Genomic DNA, 26,996 nt, shown 5'->3' on the forward strand with positions numbered 1-26,996 from the left:
TGGACGGGTAAATTTTACAGTGAAGAGGATTTGACCAATAATGCTGTTCCCAAACCGGTTGCAAAAGTTTGGGCCGGCGAACTGATGTTTAAAGACCTGAATGGCGATGGTAAAATTGACTCAGATGATAAGGCATATACTGGTTATGGTCAGATTCCGGAGAAGATATTTGGCATTAACCTGAATATGGATTACAAGAATTTTTATTTGAATACGTTCTGGCAAGGTGCATCCAACGTGGTCATTAACCCTACTGCCGGGATGCGGCTTGAATATGCTGGTTATGGATACAATGTTCAGGAGTTCCATAAAGAAGATCGTTGGGTATATGATCCTTCCCGCGGATTGGATACGCGGGCAACGGCAAAATATCCCCTATTGATGCTCGGAGGCGCACCGCAAACCAGGGAGCTTTCTACCTTTCATGTGCTGAATGGCGAGTATTTACGTTTGAAAGCAGCTGAATTTGGGTATACTTTTCCTAAAACCCTAATCACAAAGCTTCATATAGCAGACCTGAGAGTGTTTGTAAGTGGTTCAAATCTGCTGACCTTCTCTCATTTAAAGAGATATCACATCGATCCTGAATATCTTGGAAACAATATACCGGGTCAGATGGTTGCTGGTCAGGGTGAGGCCAATGGACTTGGATCCGGAGCATGGTCGCCTCAAAATAAATTTTATGCCTTTGGGCTTAACGTTACTTTTTAGTAATAATTAGTAGAAATTATATGAAAAAGATATATTTAATCATAAGCATCCTGATTGCTTTTTGTACAGCCTGCAAAGATGCAGAAGATTTCCTGGACCCGGCGGGCAGCACAGGATTAAACAAAGAAATTGTTTTTGGCAATGCCCGGAATTCTGAAGCATTTTTAATGGATATTTACCGCCAGATATTGCCTGTATTAATGCGGACCGATAATGCAGGATCACGCTGGAGAAATCAATTACTTTTGGAAACCGGGACAGAAAATGGTACTTCCAACAACCCTGCCGGCGGCCTGAATGTTCGCGATTTTAATTCAGGTTCATTTACACCCGGTAGTACAGGTATGTTCTGGCAGTCTGACTGGAGAGAGTATTACGCAGGTATCCGTGCATGCAATATGTATCTGGAAAATGTTGACAACATCCCAGATGATTCGACAATTCCGTTTACGGCGGCTACACGGAAAATCCGCAAAGCGGAAGTTAAATGGATAATGGCCTTTTTTTATGCAGAACTTGCCAAACAGTTTGGTGGGATGCCCATTATCACAAGGGTGATAGATGCTTCAGAGAATCTGGAGGTTGCAAGGAGCACCTTTGATGAAACGATTGCATTTATTGTTAAACTCTGTGATGAGGCTGCAGTTGATCTCCCTGTACAACCACTTGTGGATCCTACTCCTGATCCTGACTTAGGCAGAGTAACTAAAGGCGCTGCGCTGGCTTTAAAGGCACGTATGTTATTATATGCTGCCAGCCCTTTGTGGAACGATCCGGCAAACCCTGTTGCATCAAATGAAAACGGTAAATACGATGAAAATAAGTGGCAGCTTGCTGCGCAAGCTGCACAAGATGTAATAGCTTTGAATAGATATAGCCTTCATCCGGATATTTCAACATTGTTTACTACACGTACCAATAATGAGATTATTTTTGCCCGTATGCAAGAACCCATGGCCTATTTTACGGCCACTCATGTTCCGTTTAAATTGTTTGTAAATAGCACACCCTATGTTATTGGTGGAAATAACCAGGTAACATATAATATGGTCAAACAATATGAAATACTCAATGGAGGTGTTGCATATACTGTTGACGATCCGCCATCATTATCCGGCTATAATGATCAGGATCCGTTTAAAAGACGGGATCCGAGATTTTATCGTGACAATATATACAATGGGGCTAAGTTAAGATTAGCGAATACGGACCGGGTAGCTGAATTTGGTCGTGTAGCCCCAGGGGTTGCTAAATCTCCAGCTCATAATACGCTGGAAAGTCCATACGATAGCTTTGTGTATAGCGTGAAATTCTGCGACCTTACGCTTAATATTACCACTGACGCGCGTAATCCAAGCGCAAATGGTAAAACAAATCAGAATTATCCATACCTTAGATATGCTGAGGTTTTGTTGAACTATGCAGAAGCTGTGAATGAAGCATACGGGCCGGACGTTGTTCCACCTATTGCTGGGGCTACAAAAACAGCTAGAGCTGCGTTGAATGAAGTGCGTGTAAGAGCACAATATCCAGCAAATACAGCTACATCTAAAGTAGAATATATGGGGTATACTGGCGGTATGCCTCCTATTGTAGGAGGTACAGATAAAGTTTCTTTCAGAACAAAGTTACAGCACGAGCGTCGTGTTGAATTTTGTTATGAAGAACATTGGTTCTGGGATTTTCGTCGTTGGAAACTTACTCCGGAGACAGTTATTAAAGTGCAGATACCGGTTTGGACGTCACCCACTACGGTGAGATACGACATTAATACTATAGAGACCCGCTTTTGGAATCCTAAGATGTATCGTATGCCAATACCCGAATCCGAAGTATTGGCGAATCCTAAGATGGTTCAGAATTCGGGCTGGTAATAGTCCAATTACTATAATATGATTATTTTAAATGAAAAATAATAAATCTACTTGTGAGAAAGGTCTTACTTCTTTTTCACGCCGCAATTTTTTAATAGGATCGGGCTTGCTTTTTGCAGGCTCGGTTTTAAAGGTTAATGGTGCAGGATTACTGGATGACCCTGAACCCATCATTGACATCCATCAGCATACTGATTTCAGCGGGCGTACTCAGGAGCAGTTAATTGCACATCAAAGAAAGATGGGCATAACTACAACTGTACTTTTGCCTGCGGGGAGACCTTTAAATTATGGTTCTACCTATTACGGGGTTGCCAACGGTCTGCAGGTAAAAGCTACCGGAAATGAAGTTTGCTATAAACTGGCGCAGCAATATCCAAAAGAATACAGGTTTGGGGCAAATGAGGTACCGGATTTCCCTGGTGCTATTCAGGAAATTGAGAAATATCTGAAATTAGGCGCTCCGGTGATCGGTGAATTGAAATTTGGGGTTGAATGTGATTCACCGGGAATGCAAAAGATTTATCAGGTTGCCCAGGCTTACGATGTTCCTGTGCTGATGCACTGGCAATACAATATGTTTAACAGAGGATTTGAACGCTTCTACAAAATGCTGGAAAAATATCCTAAGGTAAATTTTCTTGCACACTCACAAACTTGGTGGGCAAATATTGGAAAAGAACATAAAGACGAAAATATCCTTTATCCAAAAGGTAAAGTAGTTGCAGGAGGGCTAACTGATCAGTTATTGAGAAATTATTCAAATGTATACGGTGATCTTTCCGGTTTCTCTGGTCTGTATGCAATGACGCGGGATGAAGACCATGCACGTGGATTTTTAGAAAGGCATCAGGACAAGCTGCTCTATGGCAGTGATTGTTCGGATATATTTGGTAGTGGAGAAGGATGTACAGGCGCCCAGGCCATTGCTGCTATCCGGAGGTTTTCAGCAACAAAGGAGATAGAAAGGAAAATACTATTTAGCAATGCTAAAAAATTATTGCGATTGTAAACGCTGGTTAATCGTTTATTTTATATATTCGTGTACGTTAACGAAATTTATAATCATGGCAAATAAAATCAGCTTCCTTGTAATTGTTTTAAACATAACAGGAACTATTGTGTATGGAACACCTAAACCACCAATTAAGAAATCGGTACAAGCAAAAACCAGTTGGATAAGTTTGTTTGATGGGCAAAGTTTAAAAGGTTGGCATATTTTTAATAAAACCGGACAAATTGAAAACTGGACAGTTGAAAATGGCGCAATGGTGTGTCATGGGTTTAAAGGCCCAAGTGGTGCTGGTGATATTGTGTCGGACCTTAAATTTGAAAACTTTGAACTGAGCTGGGAATGGAAGGTAGATAAAGGGAGTAACAGTGGTGTTTTTTACCATATTTTAGAAGGGCCAAAATACCATAGAGCTTCTGAAACCGCACCGGAATATCAGATCATTGATGATGCCGGGTTTCCTGCAAAACTGGAAGAATGGCAAAAAACAGGTGCAGATTATGCAATGAATGTACCTAACGACAAAAAGAAGTTACAACCGACGGGAACCTGGAATACAAGCAAAATCATCTTTAATAAGGGCCATGTAGAGCATTGGCTAAACGGAAAGAAGATTGTTGAGTTTAATGCCTGGACTGAAGAATGGAATAAACAAAAGAAAGAAGGAAAGTGGAAGGATTATCCTGATTACGGAATTGCTAAAGCCGGATCTGTTGGTTTTCAGGATCATGGGAACAAGGCCTATTTTAAAAATATAAAGATCAGGGAAATAAAATAACATTAAGTATTTATGAGAATTAGTCTGGTTGTTGGGATCCTTTTGATCCCTGCAATACTTATTGCGCAAAAAAAGAAATCCGGAAAATTTGATCGGTTAAATGACACACATGATATGCTGCTTTCTCCCTGGGGCCCATATTCGAAAAGATATGCCGGGATATCGCATATCCCTGAGTTTAAATCTGGTATACGCTTTGATTTTTCTGTATTTCCAGGGCTGTACCGTTATAAGCCATCTGTACCGCATGTATTGCTGCAATCGGATTATTTTCCCTGGGAATCTAATAACGACTTAACTAAATATACGTTTAGGCACGAGCTGCTTTGGAAGGATGAGGCCTATTCGGATGTAACTTATCGTGTGATAGATTCTGCTACGGTTTTGGTTGCAATACGTTGCGTAAACAATACAGCATTGCCACAATATATGGACGTAAACCTGATGTCTTATCTGGATTATCCCGAAAATTATCCTGTAAACACGATGCGCTTAAGTGGCAGTTCGATATGGAAAAATGCAGTCGGCTACCAATCTCTGGATTTTGCTAAGAAAGGGCTTAGAGATAACCTGGTACAAGATGGCTGGATTGCCGGAGAGGCCAGAGCTGCTGAATATATTGATGGAAGGGCGATTGGGCCTATATTTGGAATTACAAAAGGCAATAAAGTAACCTATAGCATAGCCTTAAAAAAAGATCAGCTAAAAGGTCGGATAAGTGTGCTTTACAGAATGAAGAGTGGCAGCAGCCAGACTTTTTATACCGGTGGTTTAACGACTGAAGCGCTAAGGTTAAAGGGTACCGGGAAATTTGAGCAGATCAACATTCCATATCATGCTGCCAAAGCGGGTGCACAGTTATTGTCATTTGAAGCTGAAGGTGGCAGTGCTGTTGAATTTAACGGTTTTTCCATCATTCCTGAAAAAGAAGCATCAGCGGAAATTATTGCACTGGAAAAGAAATTCAAACCAGCAATAACGGAGAATATTGATGCTAAAAATGTGATACTTAAGTACCAGGAAATTGCCGGCTATTATGGGATAAGCTGGGATGATGCCCATGGTATTGTACGTGAATTTAGAAATGATGAACTGGATTATTACTTTAAAAGGCATGTAAACAACCATACGACCAAAACATTTATCGGGAACGATAAAGGAAATTTTGCCAATGTTTACATCAGGCCGGTAGAGCTGGATGCCCACGAGGAGAAAACTGTTTATGCATTGGTATGTACAGGGAAGTATGAATATGTTAAAAAACGCCTGGGTAATTTAAATGAGATAAAGAACAAGGTATTGCAGGGCGACGAGAAGCCGGTTGTTGCAGAAGTACTTCCGGAAGGAAAAAAATATGAATTTAGCCAGAAGATAATAAAGGCTACCCTACTAACCAATATCATGTACCCGGTTTATACCGCTAATAGTTACATCAGGCATTTTACACCGGGAAAATGGTACAATTCTTTGTATACCTGGGATTCAGGTTTTATTGCAATAGGTTTAAATGAGATCAGTACTGAACTGGCCGCTGAATGTATAAACGTTTATACTACACCGGAAGGGAATCAGAATGCTTTCATTCAGCACGGTACCCCATACCCTGTACAAGTTTATGCATTTTTTGATCTCTGGAACAAGACTCAGTCAAAGGAAGCGCTGGCTTATTTTTATCCGCGCCTGAAAAAGTATTATGCGTTTATGGCAGGCCGCTACGGGAGTTCCAATACAAGGCGGCTGAAATCGAACATGCTGACCTCCTGGGACTATTTTTACAATTCTGGCGGCTGGGACGATTATCCCCCGCAGGTAACGGTGCATGAGCAAAAAGCTACCAAGACTGTTGCTGCAGTGGCCAATAATTCCTATAGCATCCGTATTGCTAAAATGCTGCGGCTGGTTGCGCAGGCTTTAAAGAAAGAAAGTGACATTGCGGAGTATGATAAGGACATTAAATTGTTTAGTGATGCCTTGCAGAAGTATTCCTGGAACGATACGGCCGGTTATTTTAGCTATGTAGTGCATGATGAGCAAGGTAATGCAACTGGCCATTTTAAAGATCCACTGAGTGGTAAAGACCACAATATGGGATTGGATGGTGCTTATCCATTGCTTGCCGGTATTTGTACACCGGAACAGGAAGAAAAGCTGATAGAAAAAATTTTCTCACCACAGCACATGTGGACACCTTCCGGTATTTGCGTGGTTGACCAGTCGGCCCCTTATTTTAAACCCGTAGGCTATTGGAACGGTTCCGTTTGGATGCCCCACCAATGGTTTGTGTGGAAGGCGATGCTTGATCTGGGACGACCTGATCTGGCCAGAAGAATAGCGCAAAAGGCACTGGACATTTTTAAAAACGAAGTGGATAATTCTTATGCTACTTTTGAATATTTCTCTGCAAAAACAGGAAGGGGCGCCGGATGGCATCAGTTTGGTGGATTATCGGCCCCTGTGCTCTCCTGGTTCTCAGCTTATTTTAAGCCCGGTACAGTTACTGCAGGATTTGAAATCTGGATAAAAGACCAAACATTTAATCCTGCTCAATCTGAATACAAGGCCAACCTTTCTTTAGATCAGACTACTTTGGCCCGTCAAAGGAGTTTGCTTGTCTGTATGAACCCTGCTTTCCAGTATCAGGTTACGTTAAACGGTAAAATTATCAAGGCCGAATCACCTTATCCCGGTCTGCTTCAGATTACCTTGCCAGCTTCCAATAAAGATGCCGCGCTGAGTATAATACCCTCAAAAGAATAGAATAGTATTTTTTATTTAGTAGCTTTATATATAAGCTAACGAAGATTGGAGAAGTTTTCTGCCATTTTGCTAGGGCTGCGATGTTTAAACGCCACTTTTGACAGAGAGGAAAAAGGGGACATAATGATTACAATTTGGGGACAATTCAGATTTTAAATCATTCCAGGCTATTTTAAAATGATTCCTAAAGGTTTTTAAATCGTTTTGTTTTAAATACATTGCCGCAAATAACGTCAGAAGACGGTAAGTTTTCTGAAATAATGGCAGTTGTAACATCTATTTCCACTGCTGTGGCGTAATTGTTGATAAAATAATAAAAAAGCGGGTGCTCATTTATAAAACAAATTTTATAGTTTAGAGCATTCCCGATTTAGAAAGGTATATATGGAAGCTAAATTTTCTCCACAAGTAAAAGACGTGATATCTTTTAGCAGGGAAGAAGCCCTGAGATTAGGTCACGATTACATAGGCGCAGAACATCTTTTGTTAGGCCTTATTCGCGAAGGCGATGGTATGGCCATTAAGATATTAAAATCACTAGGTGTTGATACTTCAAAACTTCGTCGCTCGATTGAGGATTCGGTTAGGGGTACGTCGAGTGTAACGGTTAACCTGGGAAACATCCCCTTAACCAAACAAGCAGAAAAAGTTTTAAAGATCACTTATCTGGAAGCAAAGATCTTCAAAAGCGATTTGATAGGTACAGAGCACCTGTTGCTTTCTATTCTTCGCGATGATGATAACATTGCCTCACAGATTTTATTACAGTTTAACATCAATTACGAGATATTTAAACAGGAGGTTGAAGTGAACAAGAACGGTTTTAGAGACGAAACGCAGAACAGTGCATCAACAGGTGGAGATGATGACTACCGCGAAGAAGAATCATTCAGCAGTCCTAAAAAGGTGTCAGACATTAAATCTAAAACCCCGGTTCTGGATAATTTTGGAAGAGACCTGACCAAGGCAGCGGAAGAGGGCCGTTTGGATCCTATTGTTGGCCGTGAGAAAGAAATTGAACGCGTGTCGCAGATATTATCACGACGTAAAAAGAACAATCCGATCCTGATTGGTGAACCTGGTGTAGGTAAATCTGCTATTGCAGAAGGACTGGCCCTTCGTATTGTTCAACGTAAAGTTTCCAGGGTACTGTTCAATAAACGTGTGGTAACATTAGATCTGGCTTCATTAGTTGCCGGCACAAAATACCGCGGACAGTTTGAAGAGCGTATGAAAGCGGTGATGAATGAGCTGGAAAAATCTACCGATGTGATCCTGTTTATTGATGAGATCCATACAATTGTAGGCGCAGGTGGTGCTTCAGGTTCGTTAGATGCATCAAATATGTTCAAACCAGCTTTGGCCAGGGGCGAAATTCAATGCATTGGGGCAACTACGCTGGATGAATACCGTCAGTATATAGAAAAGGATGGGGCTTTGGACCGTCGTTTCCAAAAGGTAATGATCGAGCCGGCTTCACCTGATGAAACCATAGAAATTCTGAACCGTATCAAAGAAAAATATGAAGATCACCACGGTGTGACCTATACAAATGAGGCGATTGCTGCCTGTGTGGCGCTTACTTCAAGGTACATTACCGACAGGTTTTTGCCGGATAAGGCAATTGATGCTTTGGACGAGGCTGGATCAAGGGTGCATTTAACAAACATCCATGTTCCTGATAACATCATTGCGATTGAGAATAAGATTGAAGAGATCAAGGTTGAAAAAAATAAGGTTGTAAAAAGCCAGAAATATGAAGAAGCCGCCAAATTAAGAGATACTGAAAAAAATCTGTTGGAAGAGCTTGATCGTGCAAAGGCAGAATGGGAGGCTGAAACTAAAACGAAACGTTATACAGTTACAGAAGATAATGTTGCAGAGGTGGTTTCAATGATGACCGGCATTCCATTACAACGTGTTGGACAAACTGATAGTGTAAAGCTGTTAAATATGTACGATACTGTTGCGACCAAGATCATTGGACAGGATGACGCAATTAAAAAATTGACAAAAGCTATTCAGCGTACCAGAGCGGGATTAAAGGACCCTAAAAAACCGATCGGTTCGTTTATATTTCTTGGGCCTACCGGTGTTGGTAAGACTGAGCTTGCAAAGGAACTTGCACGTTTCATGTTTGACAGTGATGATTCACTGATCCAGATTGACATGAGTGAGTACATGGAGAAATTTGCTGTATCGCGTTTAGTAGGTGCGCCTCCGGGATACGTGGGGTATGAGGAAGGCGGACAGCTGACTGAAAAAGTACGCAGAAAACCGTATGCGGTAATTTTGCTGGATGAGATTGAGAAAGCACACCCGGATGTATTTAATATCCTGTTGCAGGTATTGGATGAGGGACAGCTTACGGATAGTCTTGGTCGTAAGGTTGACTTCAGAAATACCATCATTATTATGACCTCTAATATCGGAGCCCGTCAGCTGAAAGATTTTGGGCAGGGAGTAGGTTTTTCTACCGCTGCAAAAAGCAACCAGGCTGATGCACATTCGAGAGGAGTAATTGAAAATGCGTTGAAACGCGCTTTTGCCCCTGAGTTCCTGAACCGTGTAGATGATGTAGTGGTATTTAATTCACTGGGTAAAGAAGAGATCTTCAAAATCATAGACATTGAGTTAAAATCGTTATTTGGCCGTGTACATAATTTAGGTTACGAGGTTAAGCTTACTGAGAAAGCAAAAGAATTTATTGCCGATAAAGGGTTTGATTCTAATTTTGGTGCAAGGCCGCTTAAACGTGCGATCCAGAAATATCTGGAAGATCCGATCGCTGAAGAGATCCTTAAAGGAGAGATCCATGATGGAGATATTCTCGAAATCGATTACAACAAAGAAAGTAATGAAATAGTTGTAGAGAATAGAAGTCCGGGTAAGAAAAAGAAAAAAGAAGAGGGAAGTGTAGAATAATATCCCGGAACAATGCATAAAACCCCAGTTGGCGAAAAGCCAGCCGGGGTTTTTTTATGATACGATTTTGGCAGTATATGATGCGATCTTTACACTTAGTGTGATTTTTACACATTTTAGGAAATTATATGGCTATAGATTTTGGTTTTAACATAAATGCCTCTATTTTAGATAGAAAATAGGTTAGTTTACAATATCAATTGCATCAATACTTAAAAATGGAATCTAAATTATTGGGAGTGCTATTCTTTGTTTTTCTGGCCTTTCAGGTGCCGGCCCAGGAAAAACATGAAGCTTATACGCAGCAAATCAACGGAACTAAGCTGAGCTTTGAAATGAAAGCCATTCCTGCCGGAGAATTCTTAATGGGGAGCAAAAAGGGCAAGGCAGATGAACAGCCGGTACATCCTGTTAAGCTTGCGCCCTTTTGGATGAGTACCTTTGAGGTTACCTGGGATATTTTTGAACCCTTTTTATATAAAGATTATGAAGCTAACCATAGCACAGGCGCTATACCTGCAAATGTAGATGCAGTTACCAGGCCTACAAAACCTTATTTAGATATGACTTTTGGTATGGGTAAAGAGGGGCAACCTGCTTTGGCAATGACCCATTATAATGCCATACAGTTTTGCAAATGGCTTTATGCAAGAACAGGAGTATTTTACCGATTGCCAACAGAAGCCGAATGGGAATATGCCTGCCGTGCTGGTAGTATTACAGAATATGCGTTTGGGGATGGAGCTGCTATGCTCGGTGAATATGCCTGGTACAAGGACAATTCTGAAGGTAAAACACATAAAGTTGGTCTGAAAAAACCAAATGCCTGGGGTTTACATGATATGTATGGAAATGTTGCTGAATGGACTTATGATCAGTACATTCCCGATTTTTATGCTAAGGTGAAAGGTGATAAAGTAAATAACCCTGTAGCTGTACCGGATAAATTGTATGCGCACGTAATCAGAGGTGGCTCTTACGAGGATCTTGCTAAGGATTGCCGTTCGGCAACAAGATTACCTTCTGATCCTGTTTGGAAGCAGCTGGATCCGCAGATACCTAAAAGCAACTGGTGGTTTCCTGAAGCACCTTTTATAGGTATGCGTTTGGTGAGGCCGCTAAATATACCTGCTAAAGAGGAAATAGATGCATATTACAATGCTGCCCCACTAAAAGATTATTAAAGAAAAACACAAAAAAGAACCAAATAAACCTAAATCAAATGAACAAGGAAGGATTGCGTGACCAGCGTCGTGAATTTTTAAAAACCTCAGCACTTGTTGCCGGAGGCGTAATGCTAAATGGAGTTGCCTTTGCTGGTGGCGGAGCGCATTCATCAGTAGATGATACCATTAAAATTGCACTTATTGGTTGCGGTGGGCGCGGTGCAGGTGCCGCCACGCAGGCATTAAGCACTAAACAAAATATTAAGCTGGTAGCCATGGCTGACGCTTTTCAGGACAGGCTTGATGAAACTTACCAGACACTATCTGCAAAATTTGCAGCTAAAGTTGATGTACCTCAGGAACGCAGGTTTGTTGGATTTGATGCCTATCAAAAAGCGATTGCATTAGCAGATGTTGTACTGCTGGCAACGCCTCCGGGCTTCAGGCCTATGCATTTTGAAGAAGCCATCAACAAAAATAAACATGTCTTTATGGAAAAACCTGTGGCGGTAGATTCCCCGGGAATCCGTAAGGTACTGGAAATTGCTGAACTTGCGAAGCAAAAGAAACTAAATGTTGTGGTGGGCTTGCAGCGCAGGTATCAGGCCAATTACAGAGAGGCGCTTAAACGGATTCAGGACGGGGCAATTGGCGATATTACCGGGGGGCAGGTGTACTGGAACAGTGGTGGTGTTTGGGTTAAACCACGTAAACCGGGCCAGACAGAAATGGAATACCAAATGCGTAACTGGTATTATTTTAACTGGCTTTGCGGAGACCATATTGTGGAACAGCATGTACACAATATTGACGTGGCAAACTGGGCGAAAAATGCGTATCCGGTTTCTATTCAAGGCACAGGGAGCAGGGCCTGGAGAACCGGAAAAGATTATGGCGAGATCTATGACAATCATGCAGTAGAGTTAACTTACGCAGATGGTGCTGTGATCTATAGCCAGTGTCGTCATTTTGAGGGTACTTCTAACCGTGTTGATGAAACTTTTCAAGGTACAAAAGGGCGTTCTTATTTAGCCGCTGGTGGCAATAAGGCTGTATTGTGGGACCATAAGGGTAAGGAAATATATAACCACCCTACAAAGGATAATCCGAATCCCTATCAGACTGAACATGACGAATTGTTTGCCGCAATAGCTAAAGGTGAATACAAGTTTGCTGATGCAGAACGTGGCGCAAAAAGTTGCCTTACTGCTATTATTGGCCGGTACGCAACTTACTCTGGCCGTGTAATTAAATGGGATGATGCCCTGAAGGCAGACAATAGTTTGTTCCCTGCCCAATTGAGCTGGGATGCGAACCCTAAATTAATGCCCGATGCAAATGGTTTGTACCCTATCCCTACTCCTGGACAAACCAGGGTGATTTAAGCTGTTGTGTTGGTAATAGGTAAATATATCAGCTTGTTTTTGCTCTCGCTGATGAATTTCTTTTCTGGATATGCTGATTTGCGGGAGTATACCATTAAAGGTTATGCCCAGGGAACTGACTATACGGTTAAATATTTTGCCGCAGACAGCATTGTTACGAAAGCGGATATTGACCGTATTTTGAATGCTATAGATTCCTCTATGTCACTTTATAAACCTTATTCTTTAATATGCAGGTTTAATGCAGCTGATAAGGGTTTGCATCTGGACCAGCACCTTGTGAAGGTAATGCGCAAGTCATTTGCCGTTTACAAAGAAACACGGGGGAAATTTGATGCCACCGTTGAGCCGTTGGTACAGGCCTGGGGATTTGGTGCCAAGCCCATCATTAAATTCCCTGATAGTGCGGAAGTTAAAATGCTGTTAGCTTGTGTGGGTATGAATAACCTGAGTTTAAAAGGAGATTATCTTAAAAAAAGCAGGCCTTGTATAAAACTGGACCTGAACGGGATTGCACAGGGCTATAGTGTAGATGTTATTGCCAATTATCTGCAACAAAAAAAAATAAAGTCCTTTGTTGTGGAAATAGGAGGAGAACTTAGAATGAAAGGACCTAAGCCTGACGGAAGCTCGCTACGTATTGGTATTGAAGGCCCCGCAATGACTGCGGATGCTGAACCTGTGATCAAACATGTCGTCCGTATTAATAATGGCGCAATAACAACTGCAGGAAATTATAGAAAATACCTGCTAAACGGGGCAAAAAAAATTGCACACCTTATTGATCCTAAAACGGGCTATCCTTTAGACAATGCATTGATCAGCGTAACGATTTATGCAAAGGACGCCATTACTGCCGATGGTTATGATAGTCCGATTATGGCAATGGGCGTTAAAGAAGCCCTGGATTTTGTCAAAGCAAGGAAGGGAATGGAAGCTTACATTATTTATCACAAGAAAGATGGTAGTGTGGCCGACACACTGACCAGTGGTTTCAGGAAAATGCTGGTAGACTAAACTTTAATTATATACCAAACAACCAAAATATGAACAGAATAGATTTTATAAAAAACAGTTTGGCGGCAGCAGGAGCAATTGTTGCAGGTTCTGCTATACCAGCAATCGCAGCGGATAAGACTGCTGTGCATAGCAGCAGATGGTCTGCTGGTAAAATTTTTAACCTGGATTATGCGCCACATCAGGGGATGTTTAAGCAGCATGCCGGAGACAACTTTCTGGATCAGATCAGGTTTATGCACGACCAGGGTTTCCGTTCTATAGAAGACAATGGTTATTTGAAAAGAACTATTGAAGAACAAACAAAAATAGGTGAGTTACTGGCCAAGCTGGGCATGAGAATGGGTGTATTTGTGGTAGATGGTGGTGACAACTGGAAAATATCACTAACCACTGGAAAAAAAGAATTTAAAGACAAATTCATAGAGACCTGCAAGCTTTCTATTGAAGCTGCTAAAAGATGTAATGCGAAATGGTTAACCGTAGTACCGGGCTTTTATGAACGAAAGCTGCCTTATGGCAACCAGTTTGCAAATGTGGTAGATGCGATGCGGGCAGGGGCTGAGCTATTTGAACCTCATGGCCTGATCATGGTGTTGGAAACGCTAAGTGATACACCGGAATTATTTTTGCAACAAACACATGAAACTTATGCGGTTTGTAAAGCTGTTAAAAGTCCGTCCTGTAAAATTCTATACGACATTTATCACATGCAGAAAATGGAAGGACAGCTGATGGTGAATATGGACCGTTGCTGGGAGGAGATTGCCTATATACAGATAGGTGATAATCCAGGCAGAAAAGAACCTACAACAGGAGAGATCAATTATAAGAACCTGTTTAAACACATTTATGAAAAAGGTTACAAAGGTGTTATGGGTATGGAACACGGCAATTCCAAACCCGGTAAGGATGGAGAGCTGCGGGTGATACAGGCCTATAGGGAATGTGATGATTTTCTTTCGTAACCATAGCAGTGATGTTAAAATAAATTGAGCTGAACTTTAGGAACTTTGAAAAGACTGGAATCCAGCTTTGGTTTAATTTCATTGAGGTGGTTCAGGCGGCAATGAAGTTTAAAGCTATCTTTGATCAATTTGGCAATATTTCCGTCTCCCCTCATTCTGTCGCCAAACCTGCTGTCATTCACGCTTCCTCCATGACAAGACTGGATGGCATGCCATACTTTTTCAAAGCGGTCGGGATAGTTTTTTCGTAGCCAGTCTTCAAATATTCCGCCTATTGCACCATTCAGCCTTACTACAGTGTATCCTGCTGCTATAGCCCCACAATTGGCAATTGTTTTTAAAATAACAGGGATTTCATGATCGCTTAAACCAGGTACCAATGGTGCTACCATTACACCCATAGGGATACCAGCCCCACTCAGCTGTTCTACTATTTTGAGTCGCTGTTTTGCTGTGGTAGTCCTGGGTTCCATTTTCTGACGCAATTTTTCATTCAGGCTGTTGATGGATACATAAACCATACAGAGGTTTAGTTTGGCCATTTCAGCAAGCAGGTCTATATCTCTCAATATCAATGCATTTTTTGTGATCATGCCAATCGGTTGACGGTATTCCAATGCAATTTCCAGTAATTGTCTGGTGATCATAAATTTTCTTTCAGCAGGTTGGTAGCAATCTGTATTGCCAGATAAAGAAATAACGGAGGCGTCCCAGCCTTTACGTTCAAGGAATTTTTTAAATAAGGCCGGAGCATCTGTTTTTACGACGATCTTTCGTTCAAAATCCAGACCTGCACTAAAGCCCCAGTATTCATGTGCGTTACGTGCATAACAGTAAGTGCAGCCATGCTCGCAGCCCTGATAGGGATTAAGAGAATAGGCCATGCCAACATCCGGGCTGTCTACCTTGTTGACAATTGATTTTGATTTTCCGAAAATGAAAGTAGTTTTCCGGTCTTCTTCCTCCCATTCATCAATTCCTTCACTATGCTCCTTTGCATAATCATTTTTAGCAAAACGGTTATTTGGATTGAGTTGGGCCCCACGGCCTTTAACATAATTGTCAGGTTTTTCGTTGTCTAATATCATTAGTTAAAATTGCTAATAATATTAGTAATATGCAAATTTGTGTTAAACTTTAGATAGAGGGAGGCTTATGATATCAGTCTAATTTTATCATTATTTTTCTTCAATTCCCATTTTTTGCATCACCACATCACTTACTCCAGTCGAAGAGTAGCCCCCATCGTGGAAAAGGTTTTGCATGGTAACCATTCGAGTAAGGTCAGAGAACAAGGTAATACAGTAATCTGCGCAGGATGCTGCATCCGCATTGCCCAGTGGTGCAATGGCATCAGCATAATCATAGAAATCACCAAAACCTTTGATGCCCGAACCGGCGGTAGTTTTTGTAGGTGATTGGGAAACCGTATTGATACGTACTTTTTTCTCTAATCCATAATAGTAGCCGAAGCTGCGGGCAATGGATTCCAGCATGGCTTTGATATCGGCCATATCTGTATAAAAAGGATAGGTACGTTGTGCGGCCATATAGCTCAAGGCAACCACACTGCCCCCTTCATTAATGGCATCTAATTTTTTTGCTACTGCCAGCATTTTATGAAAAGACAAAGCCGAAACATCGATGCCTTTCAAAAAATAATCATAGTTTGATTCTGTATAAGGAATTTTTTTGCGAATGTTTACGCTCATGCCAATAGAGTGCAATACGAAGTCTATTTTTCCACCTAATATTTCTTGTGATTGGATAAACAGGTTAGTCAGGTCGTCCACATTTGTAGCGTCAGCCGGAACAATTTGTGCATTTGTTTTTTCTGCCAGTGCATTAATTTCTCCCATGCGCATGGCAACAGGTGCATTGGTCAAAACAAAGGTTGCACCCTCTTCGTGAGCTTTCTCAGCTACCTTCCACGCAATTGAATTCTGATCTAATGCACCGGTAATAATGCCGCGTTTACCTTTTAATAAGTTATACATAAAATTTTGTTTTTTAAAACAGGCCGAAGTTAAGGAAATTTTCTTTTGTCAAAAGCCTAGCTTTTATAACCAAGCAGATCTCTGGCATTTTCTATAGCTGGTGCACCAGGTGTTTTGCCACTTAACATTTCTGCAATCACTTGTATACGGTCTGTTTTATTCAATTTGCGAATCCCGGTGGTCGTGCGTTCAGTTTCCTCATTTTTATAAACAAAATAATGCGCATCGCCTTTTGCTGCAATCTGAGGAAGATGGGTAATACAGATCACCTGCATGTTTTTTTCAAGCGCTCCAATAACTTTACCTACGCGAAGCGCTGTTTCTCCGGAAATACCGGTATCTATCTCATCAAATATTAAAGTAGGTAAGGAAGTGTATTTGGCCATAATAGATTTAATAGCGAGCATTAAACGCGAAAGCTCACCTCCGGATGCTACTTTGCCCACAGGAGCAGGAGGTTGACCTGTATTTGCCGAAAACAACAGACTAATAATGTCTTTTCCGTCCTTATTCAATTCAGCACTTTGTTGCTGTTCGATTTTTATTTTAGCATTGGGCATACCTACCTGTTGGAGCAATTCTCTAACGCTACTTTCCGTATGAAGAATCGATTTGTTGCGGTTAAGGGATAATTTACCTGCTGTCTCCTCAAGTTCCCGATGGAGTTTTTCCTGCGCTTTATTCATACGTTCAATCTCTTCATCACCGCTTAAAAGATTGGCCAGGTTTTCTGAAAGCTGTGCCTGAATGGCAGTTAATTCTTCAATGCTGTTTACCCTGTGCTTTTGTTGTAAACTATAAACAAGGTCTAAACGGGTATTGATCTCTTCAATCCTCAAAGGATTAAAAATTATGTTTTCTTCCAGTGCAGATGTTTCTTCAGCAATATCTTTGATCTCGATCAGGGCAGAACGTAAACGGTCATTTAATGCTCCGTATGCAGGATTAAATTTCTCAATGCTTTGCAGTTGATTAACTGCTTCTTTGAGGATTGGAAGTACGGCTGTTTCCTGCTCGCTTAATAGGTTATAACTGGTCAGCAGGCTTCTTTTAATACTTTCCGAATTGTTCAGCATCTGCAGTTCGGTCTCCAGTTTTTCCTGTTCACCGGTCTGAAGATCTGCATTTTCCAGTTCATTGAACAAAAACTGCTCATAATCCTGCCTGTTTCGTGCTTCATCTGCTTTGTTCTGCAATTCGGTTAACTGGCGTTGTTGCTGTTTATATTGCTTAAACTGATTGCGGTAATCCTGGAGTAAAGGCTGATGTCCGGCAAGAGTATCTACTACTGATAATTGGAATTCAGGATCATTAACTTCCAGTGTGGCATGCTGTGAATGGATGTCTATCAATCGTTCGCCTACCTGTTTCATTACAGTAAGGGTTACTGGTGTATCGTTAATAAAGGCCCTCGATTTCCCATCTGTAGTGATCTCCCTTCTTAAAGTACTTTCTTTATGGAAATCGAGGTCATTTTCTTCAAACAAAGCCTGCAAATGAGCGCTGACCAGTAAAAAATGTCCTTCAATGATGCATTTCTTATCCTGATTAAAAAAGTACTTAGTCTCGGCACGCTGCCCCAGTATCAGCGATAAAGCACCTAGCATGATTGATTTACCTGCGCCGGTTTCACCGGTAATGATATTTAAACCACTGTCAAGTTCCAGCTCAACACTGTCAATCAAAGCATAATTGCGGATGGAAAGTTTTTGTAGCATATACATTGCTAAATTATGAAAACTTAGCGATGAACAACAAAAAAAGGCAGAAGATTATCTACTGCCTTTTTGTCTTGTATGTTGGTTAGGTTAAAATGATGTGGTATCCGCTTTAATTGTTTTTTTCTTCAAAGTTTCTACATCCTCATCAAACTTTTTTTTCAGGTCCTGGTATGCTTTAGAGGCTTCGAGTGTTTTAGTCTCTTCAGATTTTTGCTTAAAAATAGGGGCCGAGAAGTGCAGTCGCATCTTTTCTGATAACCTGGCCTTATCCAATTCTTTTTTAAATTCAGGTGAATTTAATTTTATCGCGATTTCCCGGCTATGTTCAATAAGCTGTTTTTGCTGATTTTTCCATTCAGCAGAATTAAAAAACAGCTGGATTCTTTCTGAATTTTTTTTAATATCCTGCTGTTGTTTTTTCCACTCTTTCGAATCAAAGAATTTTTTCATCTTTTCTGAATTCTTTTTAATGTCCTCACTGTTTTTTGTCCATTCTTCAGCACTGAACTGTTTTTGCAGGTCTTCAGACATTTTTTTGAAACCCGACTGCCATTCCGGAGACATGGTAAACGTCAGACTTTTATTGACCACCGAATCGATATTGAAATCGAAATCGCCCTTGCTTACAAAGGTATCTTTGATCACTTCTTTTCTTAAACTGTCGGGCATTTCCTTTACAGAATTGTATTCCTGCTTACGGCCACTGGCATCAATGGTCACAATTTTAAACTTGTGTTTCTTTCTGGTTGTGTCCTGTCTTAAGAGAGGCAGCACATTCAATTTTACTAATGGATTGCTGAAATGTCGAATTTTTGCTTCAGAAAGCGGAGCCGGGACAGGAGGTACAGGTAAAACAGGTACCTGAGGTTTTAGGAAGGCCGGTTCGGTTTTTTCAGGACTGATCCAGGCCAGCGATATTACGGTAGCTATTGTCAAAGTGATGGCAAAAATCTGCTGTTTGGCATTCATATAATTGGTCTTCATATCTGTAATTCTTTTAATGCGCTGGTATAAATGTTGGTTGCTGCCATTTGCTGCCATTGACAAAGCAGGTGTTGTTTTGTCTTTAAGGATTTCAAGCTTTAACAACGCATGTGCATAAGTTAATGGTGTTCCTGTAAGTTTAAGTACAAGATCGTCGCAGGCATGTTCACGTTCTATATTGATAAACCTGCTGCTTAACCAGATGAAAGGATTAAAGAACATTAAGGTCTCGATGGCAGTTTTAATCAGATTGAGCAGGTAATCGTTTCTGCGGATATGCGAAAGTTCATGGATCAATATGGCTTCCACCTGCTTGATGTCCAGTTGCGCCACAAGCGCTATGGGAAACAATACCATCGGTTTAAAATAACCTATTACGAGCGGTATATTTACCTGGTCAGAAAGGTAGAAACTGATAGGCTGACGGAGCCCCAGTCTGGATAGCATTTCCTTAAAAACATTTAACCAGGCTTCGGGAACAGATGTTTTGTCCGCCTCCTTAAGCTTATGCAGCTTTCTATAGCCCGCGGCAAGGATCAGCAGCTGGCACAACAGGCCAATGGCGTAAACATTAACTATATAAGGAAAAAACTGCTCTGTCTTCTGGTTGATCCCATCAGACAGCTCCGATGCATATTGCATCAGCACAATTTCTTTATTGCCTGCAGAAATAAGCATATCATTAGCAGGAAGCTTAAAAATTGAGAAAAAAGTAATGCAGAAGCCTGCAAACATCAGACTTATGGCACCATAAGCCAGGTTGTGCTTTAGTTTTGCCGTCATTTTTGGAAAAAAGGCAATTAGAAGTAAAAGTACTCCATAAATAATTGCAGCTTGCCATAAAGAATGAAAGATACTCCATCCTGTTGCTTTGATCAGGTTGTTTACAATTGTTTCCATGTTATTGATTACTTAATTCATCCAGATATTTCTTTATCGAATCGATCTCATCTTTACTAGCCTTATGGTTACCCAGGGCCTGTATTACCATGCGTGCGGCTGAACCATTAAAAACATTATCGATCATTTTATTCACCAAATGTTGCTGGGTTTTTTGCTGATTGATCAATGCACTGTAAATGTGTGTTTTAGCGGAAGTATCCCGGGCTACCAAACCTTTTTCATGCATAATCTGCATCAGTTTTAATGTAGTTGTATAACCTGCGTCCTTATTTTTTTCTAAAACTTCATGTACATCCCTTACTGTGCAATCTCCTTTTTCCCATAGGATCTGCAAAATTTCGAGTTCACTTTCTGTCGGTTTCAAGTTTGCTGTTCCTGTCATAATATCATAGTACGAATGGTTTCGTAATCAAATATACGAATCTATTCGTAGATGCAAAATATTTTAACAAAAAAATTAAACAGGTGAGGATTAACGCTTTCCTTTAGTCCTTAGGGCTTCATATTTATTGATGTTGGCCGGATCCACTTCTGCCAGTAAATTATATGCTTTGATTACATCCTGAGGGTCGGGAAGCACGGCAATTACATTCACAAGCTCATCAGCTTTGGTAGCCAGGTACATATTGGGGAAAATAGAGCCCAGCTTTTGTTTATCCATAAGTTTTAAGCCCGATAGAAGGGCTGCAATTTTTTTAGCCGCTTTAGCAGGATCTTCCTGCATCTGGTCTAAGCCAGTATAGTGGTAATCATAAATGAACTGCCTCAGTTCCTCAAAGCTTTTGTTCTGCAAGTTCTCATTTAACCAATATCTGTTGCGCAGTCCATCAAAGGCTTTCCAACCCTTATTCCCTGATACCTGTGCTACATTTAAGATATTTTGTGCTTTGTTGTAAAAATGTGTGCCGCCAAGTTTGCTGAAACTATCTTTATCCAGGCCAATAATGGTATAAGCATAAAAGCTCAGCAGCGAACTTAAATTAGAGATGAAATTCTGATCGGAGAAATCCAGCGACTGGCCCTCATTGAAATTAAAATCAAAGTCTTTGTCACTAATGTTCAGCAAAGTGCTGTTGTAAGCGGTGTTGTAAACCGGCCTGCTCGATTGGATCTGTGCTTCTGCTTTATAGGCCGAACTTCCATCCCAGGCAGTTATAGTAATTACGAAGTTGCATTCTATGCGTTCTGGTGGGGTATAAGTTTCGTTGCTCCACTTATTGTTGTTTAAAAACTCTCTGATGGTATTTTGTAAAATCTCTAAATTCCTTTTGTTGATGTTTGGAACAGTAGGGGCCATCAATTGTACCCTTGTATTTAATTCCTGGGCTTGCAGTGCCGCAGCACACAAAATATAGAGTAAGACAAGAGCGCAAAGTTTTCTCATACATTAACCAGCTTTAATATTTCATTGCAAATATCTTTGGCCACCTCGGTTTTCGATTTCATTTCAAAAACTATTTTTTCGGCGGCTTTATTAAAGATAGTTATTTTATTGGTATCCATTTTAAAACCGGCACCTTTATCATTTAAAGAATTGAGTATAATGAGGTCCAGGTTCTTTTTTATCAGTTTTTCTTTGGCATAGGTTTCCTCATTTTGTGTTTCGAGTGCAAAACCTACCAATATTTGCCGGTCAGTTTTTAATTGACCCAGGGTAGCCAGAATATCCGTTGTTTTTTTGAGCTCCAGGTTAAACTCATTGCTGGTTTTTTTTATCTTTTGCTCAGCCCTGGTTACCGGTGTATAATCTGCCACAGCAGCACTCATTACTGTAATGTCTGCCTTGCCAAATTCAGCTTTGCAGGCACTAAGCATATCGGCAGCACTTACGACATCAATCCGTTTGAGCTCATAATTGCTTTTTTCGGTAGTAGGACCAGTAATCAGCGTTACATCTGCACCCAGGCTTGCAAACCTGTTTGCAATAGCAAAACCCATTTTACCCGAAGAGTGGTTTCCTATAAAACGAACAGGGTCTATGGCCTCATAAGTAGGGCCCGCCGTAACCATGATCTTTTTTCCCAATAAGGGTAGTGAAGATCTGACCTTATCCGTTAAAAAAGCCAAAATCTCTTCAGGTTCTGCCATCCGGCCTTCACCAAACAGGCCACTTGCCAGTTCTCCGCTGCCAGGCTGGATAACCTGGTTTCCATAAGTCAGTAATTTTTGGACGTTGCCTGCTGTACTTTCGTGTTTCCACATATCCAGGTCCATTGCCGGAGCAACATATACCGGACATTTGGCTGATAAGTAGACGGCAGTAAGCAGGTTATCGCATAAACCGGAAGCCATTTTGGCCAGGGTATTGGCACTTGCAGGGGCAATTACCATAAAATCTGCCCAAAGGCCCAATTCAACATGATTGCTCCATACACCTGTTTCTTCTTCGAAATACTGGGTATAAACTGGATTTTTTGAGAGGGTGGCCAGGGTAAGTGGCGTAATGAAGTTGGCCGCACCAGCCGTTAAAATTACTTTGACGTTTGCACCAGCCTTTACCAACAGCCTTACCAGTATGGCTGATTTGTATGCTGCAATGCTGCCGCAAACGCCAAGAATGATCTTTTTATTTTTAAGCATGGTTTTAAGGAATGCAGAGATGCAATTTAATACCTATGCGTAATTTTATTGTTGCTCTTTAGCAGGATTTCTGAAATAGATCTTATCGTTCAGGAACTCGTCAATAGCAATTAAGCTTGGCTTAGGCAAACGCTCATAGTGCTTACTGATTTCAATCTGCTCCCTGTTTTCGAAAATCTCTTCCAGATTATCATTAGAAGAAGCGAATTCAGCCAATTTGCCGTGCAACTCTTCTTTCATGTTGTTAGAAATCTGGTTAGCCCTTTTTGAAATAATTACTAAAGACTCGTAGATATTTTTTGTTTTCTGATCTAAATCATTAACATTTCTAGTAACCGTAGTATTCGGTACAGCGGGTTTATTCGTGTTCATCATTTGATGGGGGTTTTTATTGTCGTAGTGGTACTGTCTGATCTGGCATCTTTTGCCATTAATGCTCTGTATTTTTCCTGATTTTTGGCCAGTTCAGCCAAAAAATGTTTTGCATTTTCTATACCTTGTTCGCTATCTTTCTTTAAAGCTTTTGCATCTTCAAGCAATTTACTTTGCGGATGTGCCTCTACAAATTCATCTGCATAAGTAATGGCTTCGTTGTAACGGTCTTCCTGGCGTGTTTCCAAACTGTTCTTTGCATAAGCGAACTGAGATTTGATAATCAGGAAATCCATTTCTTCAGCATATTTAATATCCGGGAAATCAATCTGCGCATTTTTCAATGCTATAACAGCAGCCTTATAATTACTTACATCATAACCACCCAAATCGTAATACAACCGGGCATTGTTATATGCTTTATCTTCAAGCTTGGCACGCAAAAGTCCTATGTATTTTGCAGCATCGGCGGCACGCTCACTTTTAGGATAAAAGTTAATGAACAATTGCAAGGCATCTATTGCTTTATACGTGTTCTCCTGATCAAGGCTTGGGGCCGGAGAATCCAGGTAATAGCAATAGGCACCCATGTATCTGCATTCTTCTGCATATTTACTGGTTGGGTAAGTATCTGCAAATGATTTAAACTGATACCTTGCAGTAGTGTAGTCCTTTAATTTATACAGGGTTAAAGCATAATGGTAGTTTAACTCTTCAGCTTCTGCACGGCCTCTGTATTTCTGAGAAAGGTCTTCAAATAAGATCAAAGCCTTTGCATAGTTTTTTTTGTTATACAAACGCATTGCCTCCTGATACTTTTTGGCTACATCGTTGCTCAGTCTGATCTTTTCAAACTGGCTTTTGCAGCCCGCAATGGTCAGGGCTATAATGGTAAAACTTAATAGTAGTACGTGTTTAACTTTAAACATTGTGCAAAGATAAGGTAATAATACGATAACGTCAATTAAAAATAACAGGATGCTAAACTATGTAAAGGCTTTGATGTAGGCAAGGCGTTAACATAATTTAACATCTTCAAATTTTCCCATGTTCTACGTTGTATAAGCTGCAGTTTCAATGGTTTTTGAGTGGGGATTCCGATGGCTTTGGATAGGGGTTAAACCATAGGAAAGCCCTTTCAACACCAAGCCAACACACTTGCAATACCAATATAAATATAAGGCGAAAAGAAATGATAAAGATCTTAAGTATAAGAAAGCCGGGATGGATTCCGGTTACAAACAACATAAACTATTTCGTAATATCCAATATGGTGGTAGCCGCACAATAAACAGATTTGTATTCCTTATTGTTCAATGTGCCTGGGCTTTTGTCCTTATAAACAGCTTCAATAAAATAGGTTCCCTTATCCAACGCCTTAAATTCAGCTTTTCCATTGGTATCTACTTTTGTATCCAGTTTCCAGCCAGCCTGGTTGAAAATACTAATCGTTACTTTTGAAAGATCGATGTCCTGATGTTCAACAGTGATGAGGACAGGCTTGTAGGCTGTTGTAGCTGTCGTAGAAACGTTCAGTTTAAATCTTCCTGTTTCGGGGACCGCTTTTTCGGTACCTACCTGTACCGCTGCACTTGCATAAAATTCAATTCTGAGTGATCCGGAAGGGAATTCCAGCACTTCCATAGCGTCATTTTGCAAGATGATGCGGTATTCACCATTTTGTTCAGGAGTAAAACTTGCTTTATAATGGTCAGTTGCTGCAGTGGTTTGTAGTTTGATCTTTTCTTTTCCGGGCATCAACAACCATAAAGAAAAGTTTTTGACATTGGCCATTTCCTTACTGTCCAGTAGTTCTGGTTTTTCTGCTGGTTCTGCATAAAACACCTGCACTTCATGTGCCTGTCCTTTTTTTCCTGAAGGGTTTGTTTTAAGCCAGAAAGCATGTGCAAAAGCACTGTTTACACCAATCGTCATTAACATGAGCAGGGCCCATGATTTTAAATTTGCTATCACCATATCATATTAAAATTTAGAAGTCAGACACAGTTAAATTTACCTAAAGTCGGTTTTTATTTAGACTGCATCTTAATAAGTGACAAATCTAATATTTTATTTCAGTATTAATAAGAATTATTCTAAATAACTGGATTTGCTGTCAAGTACTCTATCCTTATCCAAAACAAAGGTTTCAATGCCCTGGATGGGTTTATATTAAAAGCTGTCGCAATAACCCCTGTTTAATGTCGTTTTCACACAGCTTTTCTTTAATCTATAAGGGCTAGTTTTATATGGTCCAACCAAAATAATATCTATCAAAAAGGTAAGTGTTAAAATAAATCATCATGAAAAAATTAGAATTTAGTATTGCGATTAATGCAAGCCCCGAAAAAGTTTGGGAGATTATCATTGGAAAGGAAACTTACAATGATTGGACAGCACCATTTGCTGAGGGTTCAAGTGTAGAAACGGATTGGAAAAAGGGTAGCAAAGCTTTGTTCCTGGATGGTAAGGGAAACGGAATGGTCTCGGAGATTGTCGAGAGTATTCCTGGTAAATTCCTTTCTATCCATCATCTGGGGGAAGTGAAAGACGGTGTGGAAGATCTTACTGGTTATCAGGGAGAGCAATGGGGAGATGCCCTGGAGAATTATACCCTGAAAGAAGTTGAGGGTAAAACCGTTTGGCTGGTTAATATGGATATGAATGAGGAGTATGTAAAATATATGGAAGATACCTGGCCGCTGGCAATGGCAAAAGTAAAAGCGCTTGCTGAAAATGGCAGTTAATCCCTGGTCGATTTAACGACTGCACTGAATAACCCTTCACCAGTAAATTTAGAGTTGCAAACTGAAAGCTGCGCGTCCTGATCATCGGCGGAGGAACAATTTCGTATCGAGTACCTTATTCTCAAATTCTGTTACCGGCCTTTTGCTTTCTATCAGTTGGAGCAGCATGGTTGTGGCAATCTGTCCCATTTCAAAGGCCGGCTGCCGCACAGAGGTAAGCGGATACTTCAGTAGATCCAGCATATCAGAATTGCTAAAGCCGGCAATGGCCATGTCATTCAGCGCATCTACATTTAAACTCTTAAATACAGTAAGACAGCCCATCGATAGCCGGTCGCCTGCCACAAATATGGCATCCGGTTTTTCTTTAAGGTTTAGCAGCTCTAAAACTGCACTTTCCGTTTCTTCCTGAAACATACCGCCATGCGGACAATTTTTTATGTAATCAGGGTTGAGTGCTATTCCATATTGGTTTAAGGCCTTAGTATATCCCCGAAGACGCTCTATACTGATAGACAGATGGGCTGAACTGCTTAAATGTGCAATTTTTTTATAGCCAGCTCTGATCAGGTGTTCAGTAGCCTCAAAGGCACCTTTTTCATTATTTGCACTAATTTTATGGGTATGTATCTCCTCCGCAATGCGGTCGAAAAATACGATAGGTAATCCTTTATCGTGTAAAGCACTAAGGTGACCGGTATCTTTTGTTTCTGCGGATAGTGAAATTAGTAAACCATCTACACCCCTTGAGGCCAAATGTTGGGTATTGATCATTTCTCTTTCATACGATTCATGTGTCTGGGTAATGATAACATGGTAACCCTTATCGTAAGCAATGGATTCAATGCCATTGATGGCCTGAGAAAAATACTGGTTAGCTACTTCACTTACAATAACGCCAATTGATTTTGTACGGCGTTCTTTTAAACTTTGTGCAATAGGATTGGGGCGATAGTTAATTTTTTCTGCGTATTCCAGTACCAGTTTTTTGGTTTTGGGGCTGATCTCGTAAGTATCTCTTAACGCCCTTGACACGGTAGAGGTAGACAATCCTAAAGCAATTGCAATATCTTTTAAAGTAGCTGGCTCAAACATAAAC

Annotated in this window: 21 protein-coding genes and 1 pseudogene; 11 read left to right on the forward strand and 11 right to left on the reverse strand. The window is 40.7% G+C overall.

Annotation, left to right across the window (positions count from 1 at the left end; genetic code table 11):
• The 10 genes and pseudogenes from HDC92_RS23560 to HDC92_RS23605 all read left to right on the forward strand — a co-directional run.
• A pseudogene (locus tag HDC92_RS23560) lies at positions 1-711 on the forward strand (TonB-dependent receptor); the annotation flags it as partial.
• Positions 712-731: 20 nt separating this feature from the next.
• The gene (locus HDC92_RS23565) at positions 732-2,585 is read left to right on the forward strand and encodes a RagB/SusD family nutrient uptake outer membrane protein (protein ID WP_036675208.1); all 1,854 of its coding nucleotides are present in this window, start codon (positions 732-734) and stop codon (positions 2,583-2,585) included.
• A 31-nt stretch (positions 2,586-2,616) separates the two neighbouring features.
• The gene (locus HDC92_RS23570; protein ID WP_183877348.1) at positions 2,617-3,597 is read left to right on the forward strand and encodes an amidohydrolase family protein; all 981 of its coding nucleotides are present in this window, start codon (positions 2,617-2,619) and stop codon (positions 3,595-3,597) included.
• A gap of 55 nt (positions 3,598-3,652) precedes the next feature.
• Entirely contained in the window at positions 3,653-4,375 is a 723-nt protein-coding gene (locus HDC92_RS23575) for a DUF1080 domain-containing protein (protein WP_183877349.1), read from the forward strand.
• Positions 4,376-4,387: 12 nt separating this feature from the next.
• Positions 4,388-7,132 carry an MGH1-like glycoside hydrolase domain-containing protein gene (locus tag HDC92_RS23580; protein ID WP_183877350.1) on the forward strand — a complete coding sequence of 915 codons (2,745 nt, stop codon included), beginning with the start codon at positions 4,388-4,390 and terminating at the stop codon, positions 7,130-7,132.
• A gap of 384 nt (positions 7,133-7,516) precedes the next feature.
• A complete protein-coding gene (locus HDC92_RS23585) occupies positions 7,517-10,057 on the forward strand; it encodes an ATP-dependent Clp protease ATP-binding subunit (protein WP_183877351.1) in 2,541 nt (846 codons plus the stop codon).
• A 218-nt stretch (positions 10,058-10,275) separates the two neighbouring features.
• Positions 10,276-11,241, forward strand: a complete 966-nt coding sequence (locus tag HDC92_RS23590) for a formylglycine-generating enzyme family protein (protein WP_183877352.1) — start codon at positions 10,276-10,278, stop codon at positions 11,239-11,241.
• Positions 11,242-11,279: 38 nt separating this feature from the next.
• Positions 11,280-12,608, forward strand: coding sequence for a Gfo/Idh/MocA family protein (locus HDC92_RS23595; RefSeq protein ID WP_012781296.1), 1,329 nt, complete (start codon positions 11,280-11,282; stop codon positions 12,606-12,608).
• Positions 12,609-12,659: 51 nt separating this feature from the next.
• Complete coding sequence (locus tag HDC92_RS23600; protein ID WP_183877353.1) at positions 12,660-13,625, forward strand: FAD:protein FMN transferase; 966 nt, start codon at positions 12,660-12,662, stop codon at positions 13,623-13,625.
• Between the two features lie 29 nt (positions 13,626-13,654).
• Positions 13,655-14,593 carry a hydroxypyruvate isomerase family protein gene (locus HDC92_RS23605; protein ID WP_183877354.1) on the forward strand — a complete coding sequence of 313 codons (939 nt, stop codon included), beginning with the start codon at positions 13,655-13,657 and terminating at the stop codon, positions 14,591-14,593.
• 14 nt (positions 14,594-14,607) lie between these two features.
• Here HDC92_RS23605 and HDC92_RS23610 read toward each other — a convergent pair whose 3' ends face one another.
• From HDC92_RS23610 to HDC92_RS23655, 10 genes are all read right to left on the reverse strand, one after another.
• Positions 14,608-15,681 (reverse strand): PA0069 family radical SAM protein, encoded by a 1,074-nt coding sequence (locus HDC92_RS23610; protein ID WP_183877355.1) that lies wholly within the window; start codon positions 15,679-15,681, stop codon positions 14,608-14,610.
• Positions 15,682-15,771: 90 nt separating this feature from the next.
• Complete coding sequence (locus HDC92_RS23615; RefSeq protein WP_183877356.1) at positions 15,772-16,590, reverse strand: enoyl-ACP reductase; 819 nt, start codon at positions 16,588-16,590, stop codon at positions 15,772-15,774.
• 56 nt (positions 16,591-16,646) lie between these two features.
• Positions 16,647-18,308, reverse strand: a complete 1,662-nt coding sequence (recN, locus tag HDC92_RS23620) for a DNA repair protein RecN (RefSeq protein ID WP_183877357.1) — start codon at positions 18,306-18,308, stop codon at positions 16,647-16,649.
• A gap of 90 nt (positions 18,309-18,398) precedes the next feature.
• Entirely contained in the window at positions 18,399-20,195 is a 1,797-nt protein-coding gene (locus HDC92_RS23625) for a M56 family metallopeptidase (RefSeq protein WP_183877358.1), read from the reverse strand.
• A gap of 1 nt (position 20,196) precedes the next feature.
• Positions 20,197-20,580, reverse strand: a complete 384-nt coding sequence (locus HDC92_RS23630) for a BlaI/MecI/CopY family transcriptional regulator (protein WP_012781303.1) — start codon at positions 20,578-20,580, stop codon at positions 20,197-20,199.
• A gap of 90 nt (positions 20,581-20,670) precedes the next feature.
• Entirely contained in the window at positions 20,671-21,582 is a 912-nt protein-coding gene (locus HDC92_RS23635; RefSeq protein WP_183877359.1) for a DUF4835 family protein, read from the reverse strand.
• Positions 21,579-22,778 (reverse strand): bifunctional phosphopantothenoylcysteine decarboxylase/phosphopantothenate--cysteine ligase CoaBC, encoded by a 1,200-nt coding sequence (gene coaBC / locus HDC92_RS23640; RefSeq protein ID WP_183877360.1) that lies wholly within the window; start codon positions 22,776-22,778, stop codon positions 21,579-21,581. The genes HDC92_RS23635 and coaBC overlap by 4 nt, the downstream gene beginning before the upstream one ends.
• Positions 22,779-22,823: 45 nt before the next feature.
• Positions 22,824-23,153 (reverse strand): DNA-directed RNA polymerase subunit omega, encoded by a 330-nt coding sequence (locus HDC92_RS23645; RefSeq protein WP_012781306.1) that lies wholly within the window; start codon positions 23,151-23,153, stop codon positions 22,824-22,826.
• Positions 23,150-24,079: an outer membrane protein assembly factor BamD gene (locus HDC92_RS23650; RefSeq protein ID WP_183877361.1), complete on the reverse strand. Its 930-nt coding sequence runs from the start codon at positions 24,077-24,079 to the stop codon at positions 23,150-23,152. The genes HDC92_RS23645 and HDC92_RS23650 overlap by 4 nt, the downstream gene beginning before the upstream one ends.
• Before the next feature lie 322 nt (positions 24,080-24,401).
• Complete coding sequence (locus tag HDC92_RS23655; RefSeq protein ID WP_183877362.1) at positions 24,402-25,127, reverse strand: hypothetical protein; 726 nt, start codon at positions 25,125-25,127, stop codon at positions 24,402-24,404.
• Between the two features lie 326 nt (positions 25,128-25,453).
• Between HDC92_RS23655 and HDC92_RS23660 the strand changes: the two genes are divergently transcribed.
• On the forward strand, positions 25,454-25,897 hold the full coding sequence (locus tag HDC92_RS23660; RefSeq protein WP_012781309.1) for an SRPBCC family protein: 444 nt from the start codon (positions 25,454-25,456) through the stop codon (positions 25,895-25,897).
• 81 nt (positions 25,898-25,978) lie between these two features.
• Here HDC92_RS23660 and HDC92_RS23665 read toward each other — a convergent pair whose 3' ends face one another.
• Positions 25,979-26,992, reverse strand: a complete 1,014-nt coding sequence (locus HDC92_RS23665) for a LacI family DNA-binding transcriptional regulator (protein WP_183877363.1) — start codon at positions 26,990-26,992, stop codon at positions 25,979-25,981.
• Positions 26,993-26,996: the final 4 nt, after the last annotated feature.

The organism is Pedobacter sp. AK017 (assembly GCF_014200825.1).
Lineage (GTDB): Bacteria > Bacteroidota > Bacteroidia > Sphingobacteriales > Sphingobacteriaceae > Pedobacter > Pedobacter heparinus.

What these genes read in the sequence shown, in the direction of transcription:
- HDC92_RS23565 (WP_036675208.1), top strand. Translation starts at nt 732, where the DNA reads ATGAAAAAGATATATTTAATCATAAGCATCCTGATTGCTTTTTGTACA.
- HDC92_RS23570 (WP_183877348.1), top strand. Translation starts at nt 2,617, where the DNA reads ATGAAAAATAATAAATCTACTTGTGAGAAAGGTCTTACTTCTTTTTCA.
- HDC92_RS23575 (WP_183877349.1), top strand. Translation starts at nt 3,653, where the DNA reads ATGGCAAATAAAATCAGCTTCCTTGTAATTGTTTTAAACATAACAGGA.
- HDC92_RS23580 (WP_183877350.1), top strand. Translation starts at nt 4,388, where the DNA reads ATGAGAATTAGTCTGGTTGTTGGGATCCTTTTGATCCCTGCAATACTT.
- HDC92_RS23585 (WP_183877351.1), top strand. Translation starts at nt 7,517, where the DNA reads ATGGAAGCTAAATTTTCTCCACAAGTAAAAGACGTGATATCTTTTAGC.
- HDC92_RS23590 (WP_183877352.1), top strand. Translation starts at nt 10,276, where the DNA reads ATGGAATCTAAATTATTGGGAGTGCTATTCTTTGTTTTTCTGGCCTTT.
- HDC92_RS23595 (WP_012781296.1), top strand. Translation starts at nt 11,280, where the DNA reads ATGAACAAGGAAGGATTGCGTGACCAGCGTCGTGAATTTTTAAAAACC.
- HDC92_RS23600 (WP_183877353.1), top strand. Translation starts at nt 12,660, where the DNA reads ATGAATTTCTTTTCTGGATATGCTGATTTGCGGGAGTATACCATTAAA.
- HDC92_RS23605 (WP_183877354.1), top strand. Translation starts at nt 13,655, where the DNA reads ATGAACAGAATAGATTTTATAAAAAACAGTTTGGCGGCAGCAGGAGCA.
- HDC92_RS23610 (WP_183877355.1), bottom strand. Translation starts at nt 15,681, where the DNA reads ATGATATTAGACAACGAAAAACCTGACAATTATGTTAAAGGCCGTGGG.
- HDC92_RS23615 (WP_183877356.1), bottom strand. Translation starts at nt 16,590, where the DNA reads ATGTATAACTTATTAAAAGGTAAACGCGGCATTATTACCGGTGCATTA.
- recN (WP_183877357.1), bottom strand. Translation starts at nt 18,308, where the DNA reads ATGCTACAAAAACTTTCCATCCGCAATTATGCTTTGATTGACAGTGTT.
- HDC92_RS23625 (WP_183877358.1), bottom strand. Translation starts at nt 20,195, where the DNA reads ATGGAAACAATTGTAAACAACCTGATCAAAGCAACAGGATGGAGTATC.
- HDC92_RS23630 (WP_012781303.1), bottom strand. Translation starts at nt 20,580, where the DNA reads ATGACAGGAACAGCAAACTTGAAACCGACAGAAAGTGAACTCGAAATT.
- HDC92_RS23635 (WP_183877359.1), bottom strand. Translation starts at nt 21,582, where the DNA reads ATGAGAAAACTTTGCGCTCTTGTCTTACTCTATATTTTGTGTGCTGCG.
- coaBC (WP_183877360.1), bottom strand. Translation starts at nt 22,778, where the DNA reads ATGCTTAAAAATAAAAAGATCATTCTTGGCGTTTGCGGCAGCATTGCA.
- HDC92_RS23645 (WP_012781306.1), bottom strand. Translation starts at nt 23,153, where the DNA reads ATGATGAACACGAATAAACCCGCTGTACCGAATACTACGGTTACTAGA.
- HDC92_RS23650 (WP_183877361.1), bottom strand. Translation starts at nt 24,079, where the DNA reads ATGTTTAAAGTTAAACACGTACTACTATTAAGTTTTACCATTATAGCC.
- HDC92_RS23655 (WP_183877362.1), bottom strand. Translation starts at nt 25,127, where the DNA reads ATGGTGATAGCAAATTTAAAATCATGGGCCCTGCTCATGTTAATGACG.
- HDC92_RS23660 (WP_012781309.1), top strand. Translation starts at nt 25,454, where the DNA reads ATGAAAAAATTAGAATTTAGTATTGCGATTAATGCAAGCCCCGAAAAA.
- HDC92_RS23665 (WP_183877363.1), bottom strand. Translation starts at nt 26,992, where the DNA reads ATGTTTGAGCCAGCTACTTTAAAAGATATTGCAATTGCTTTAGGATTG.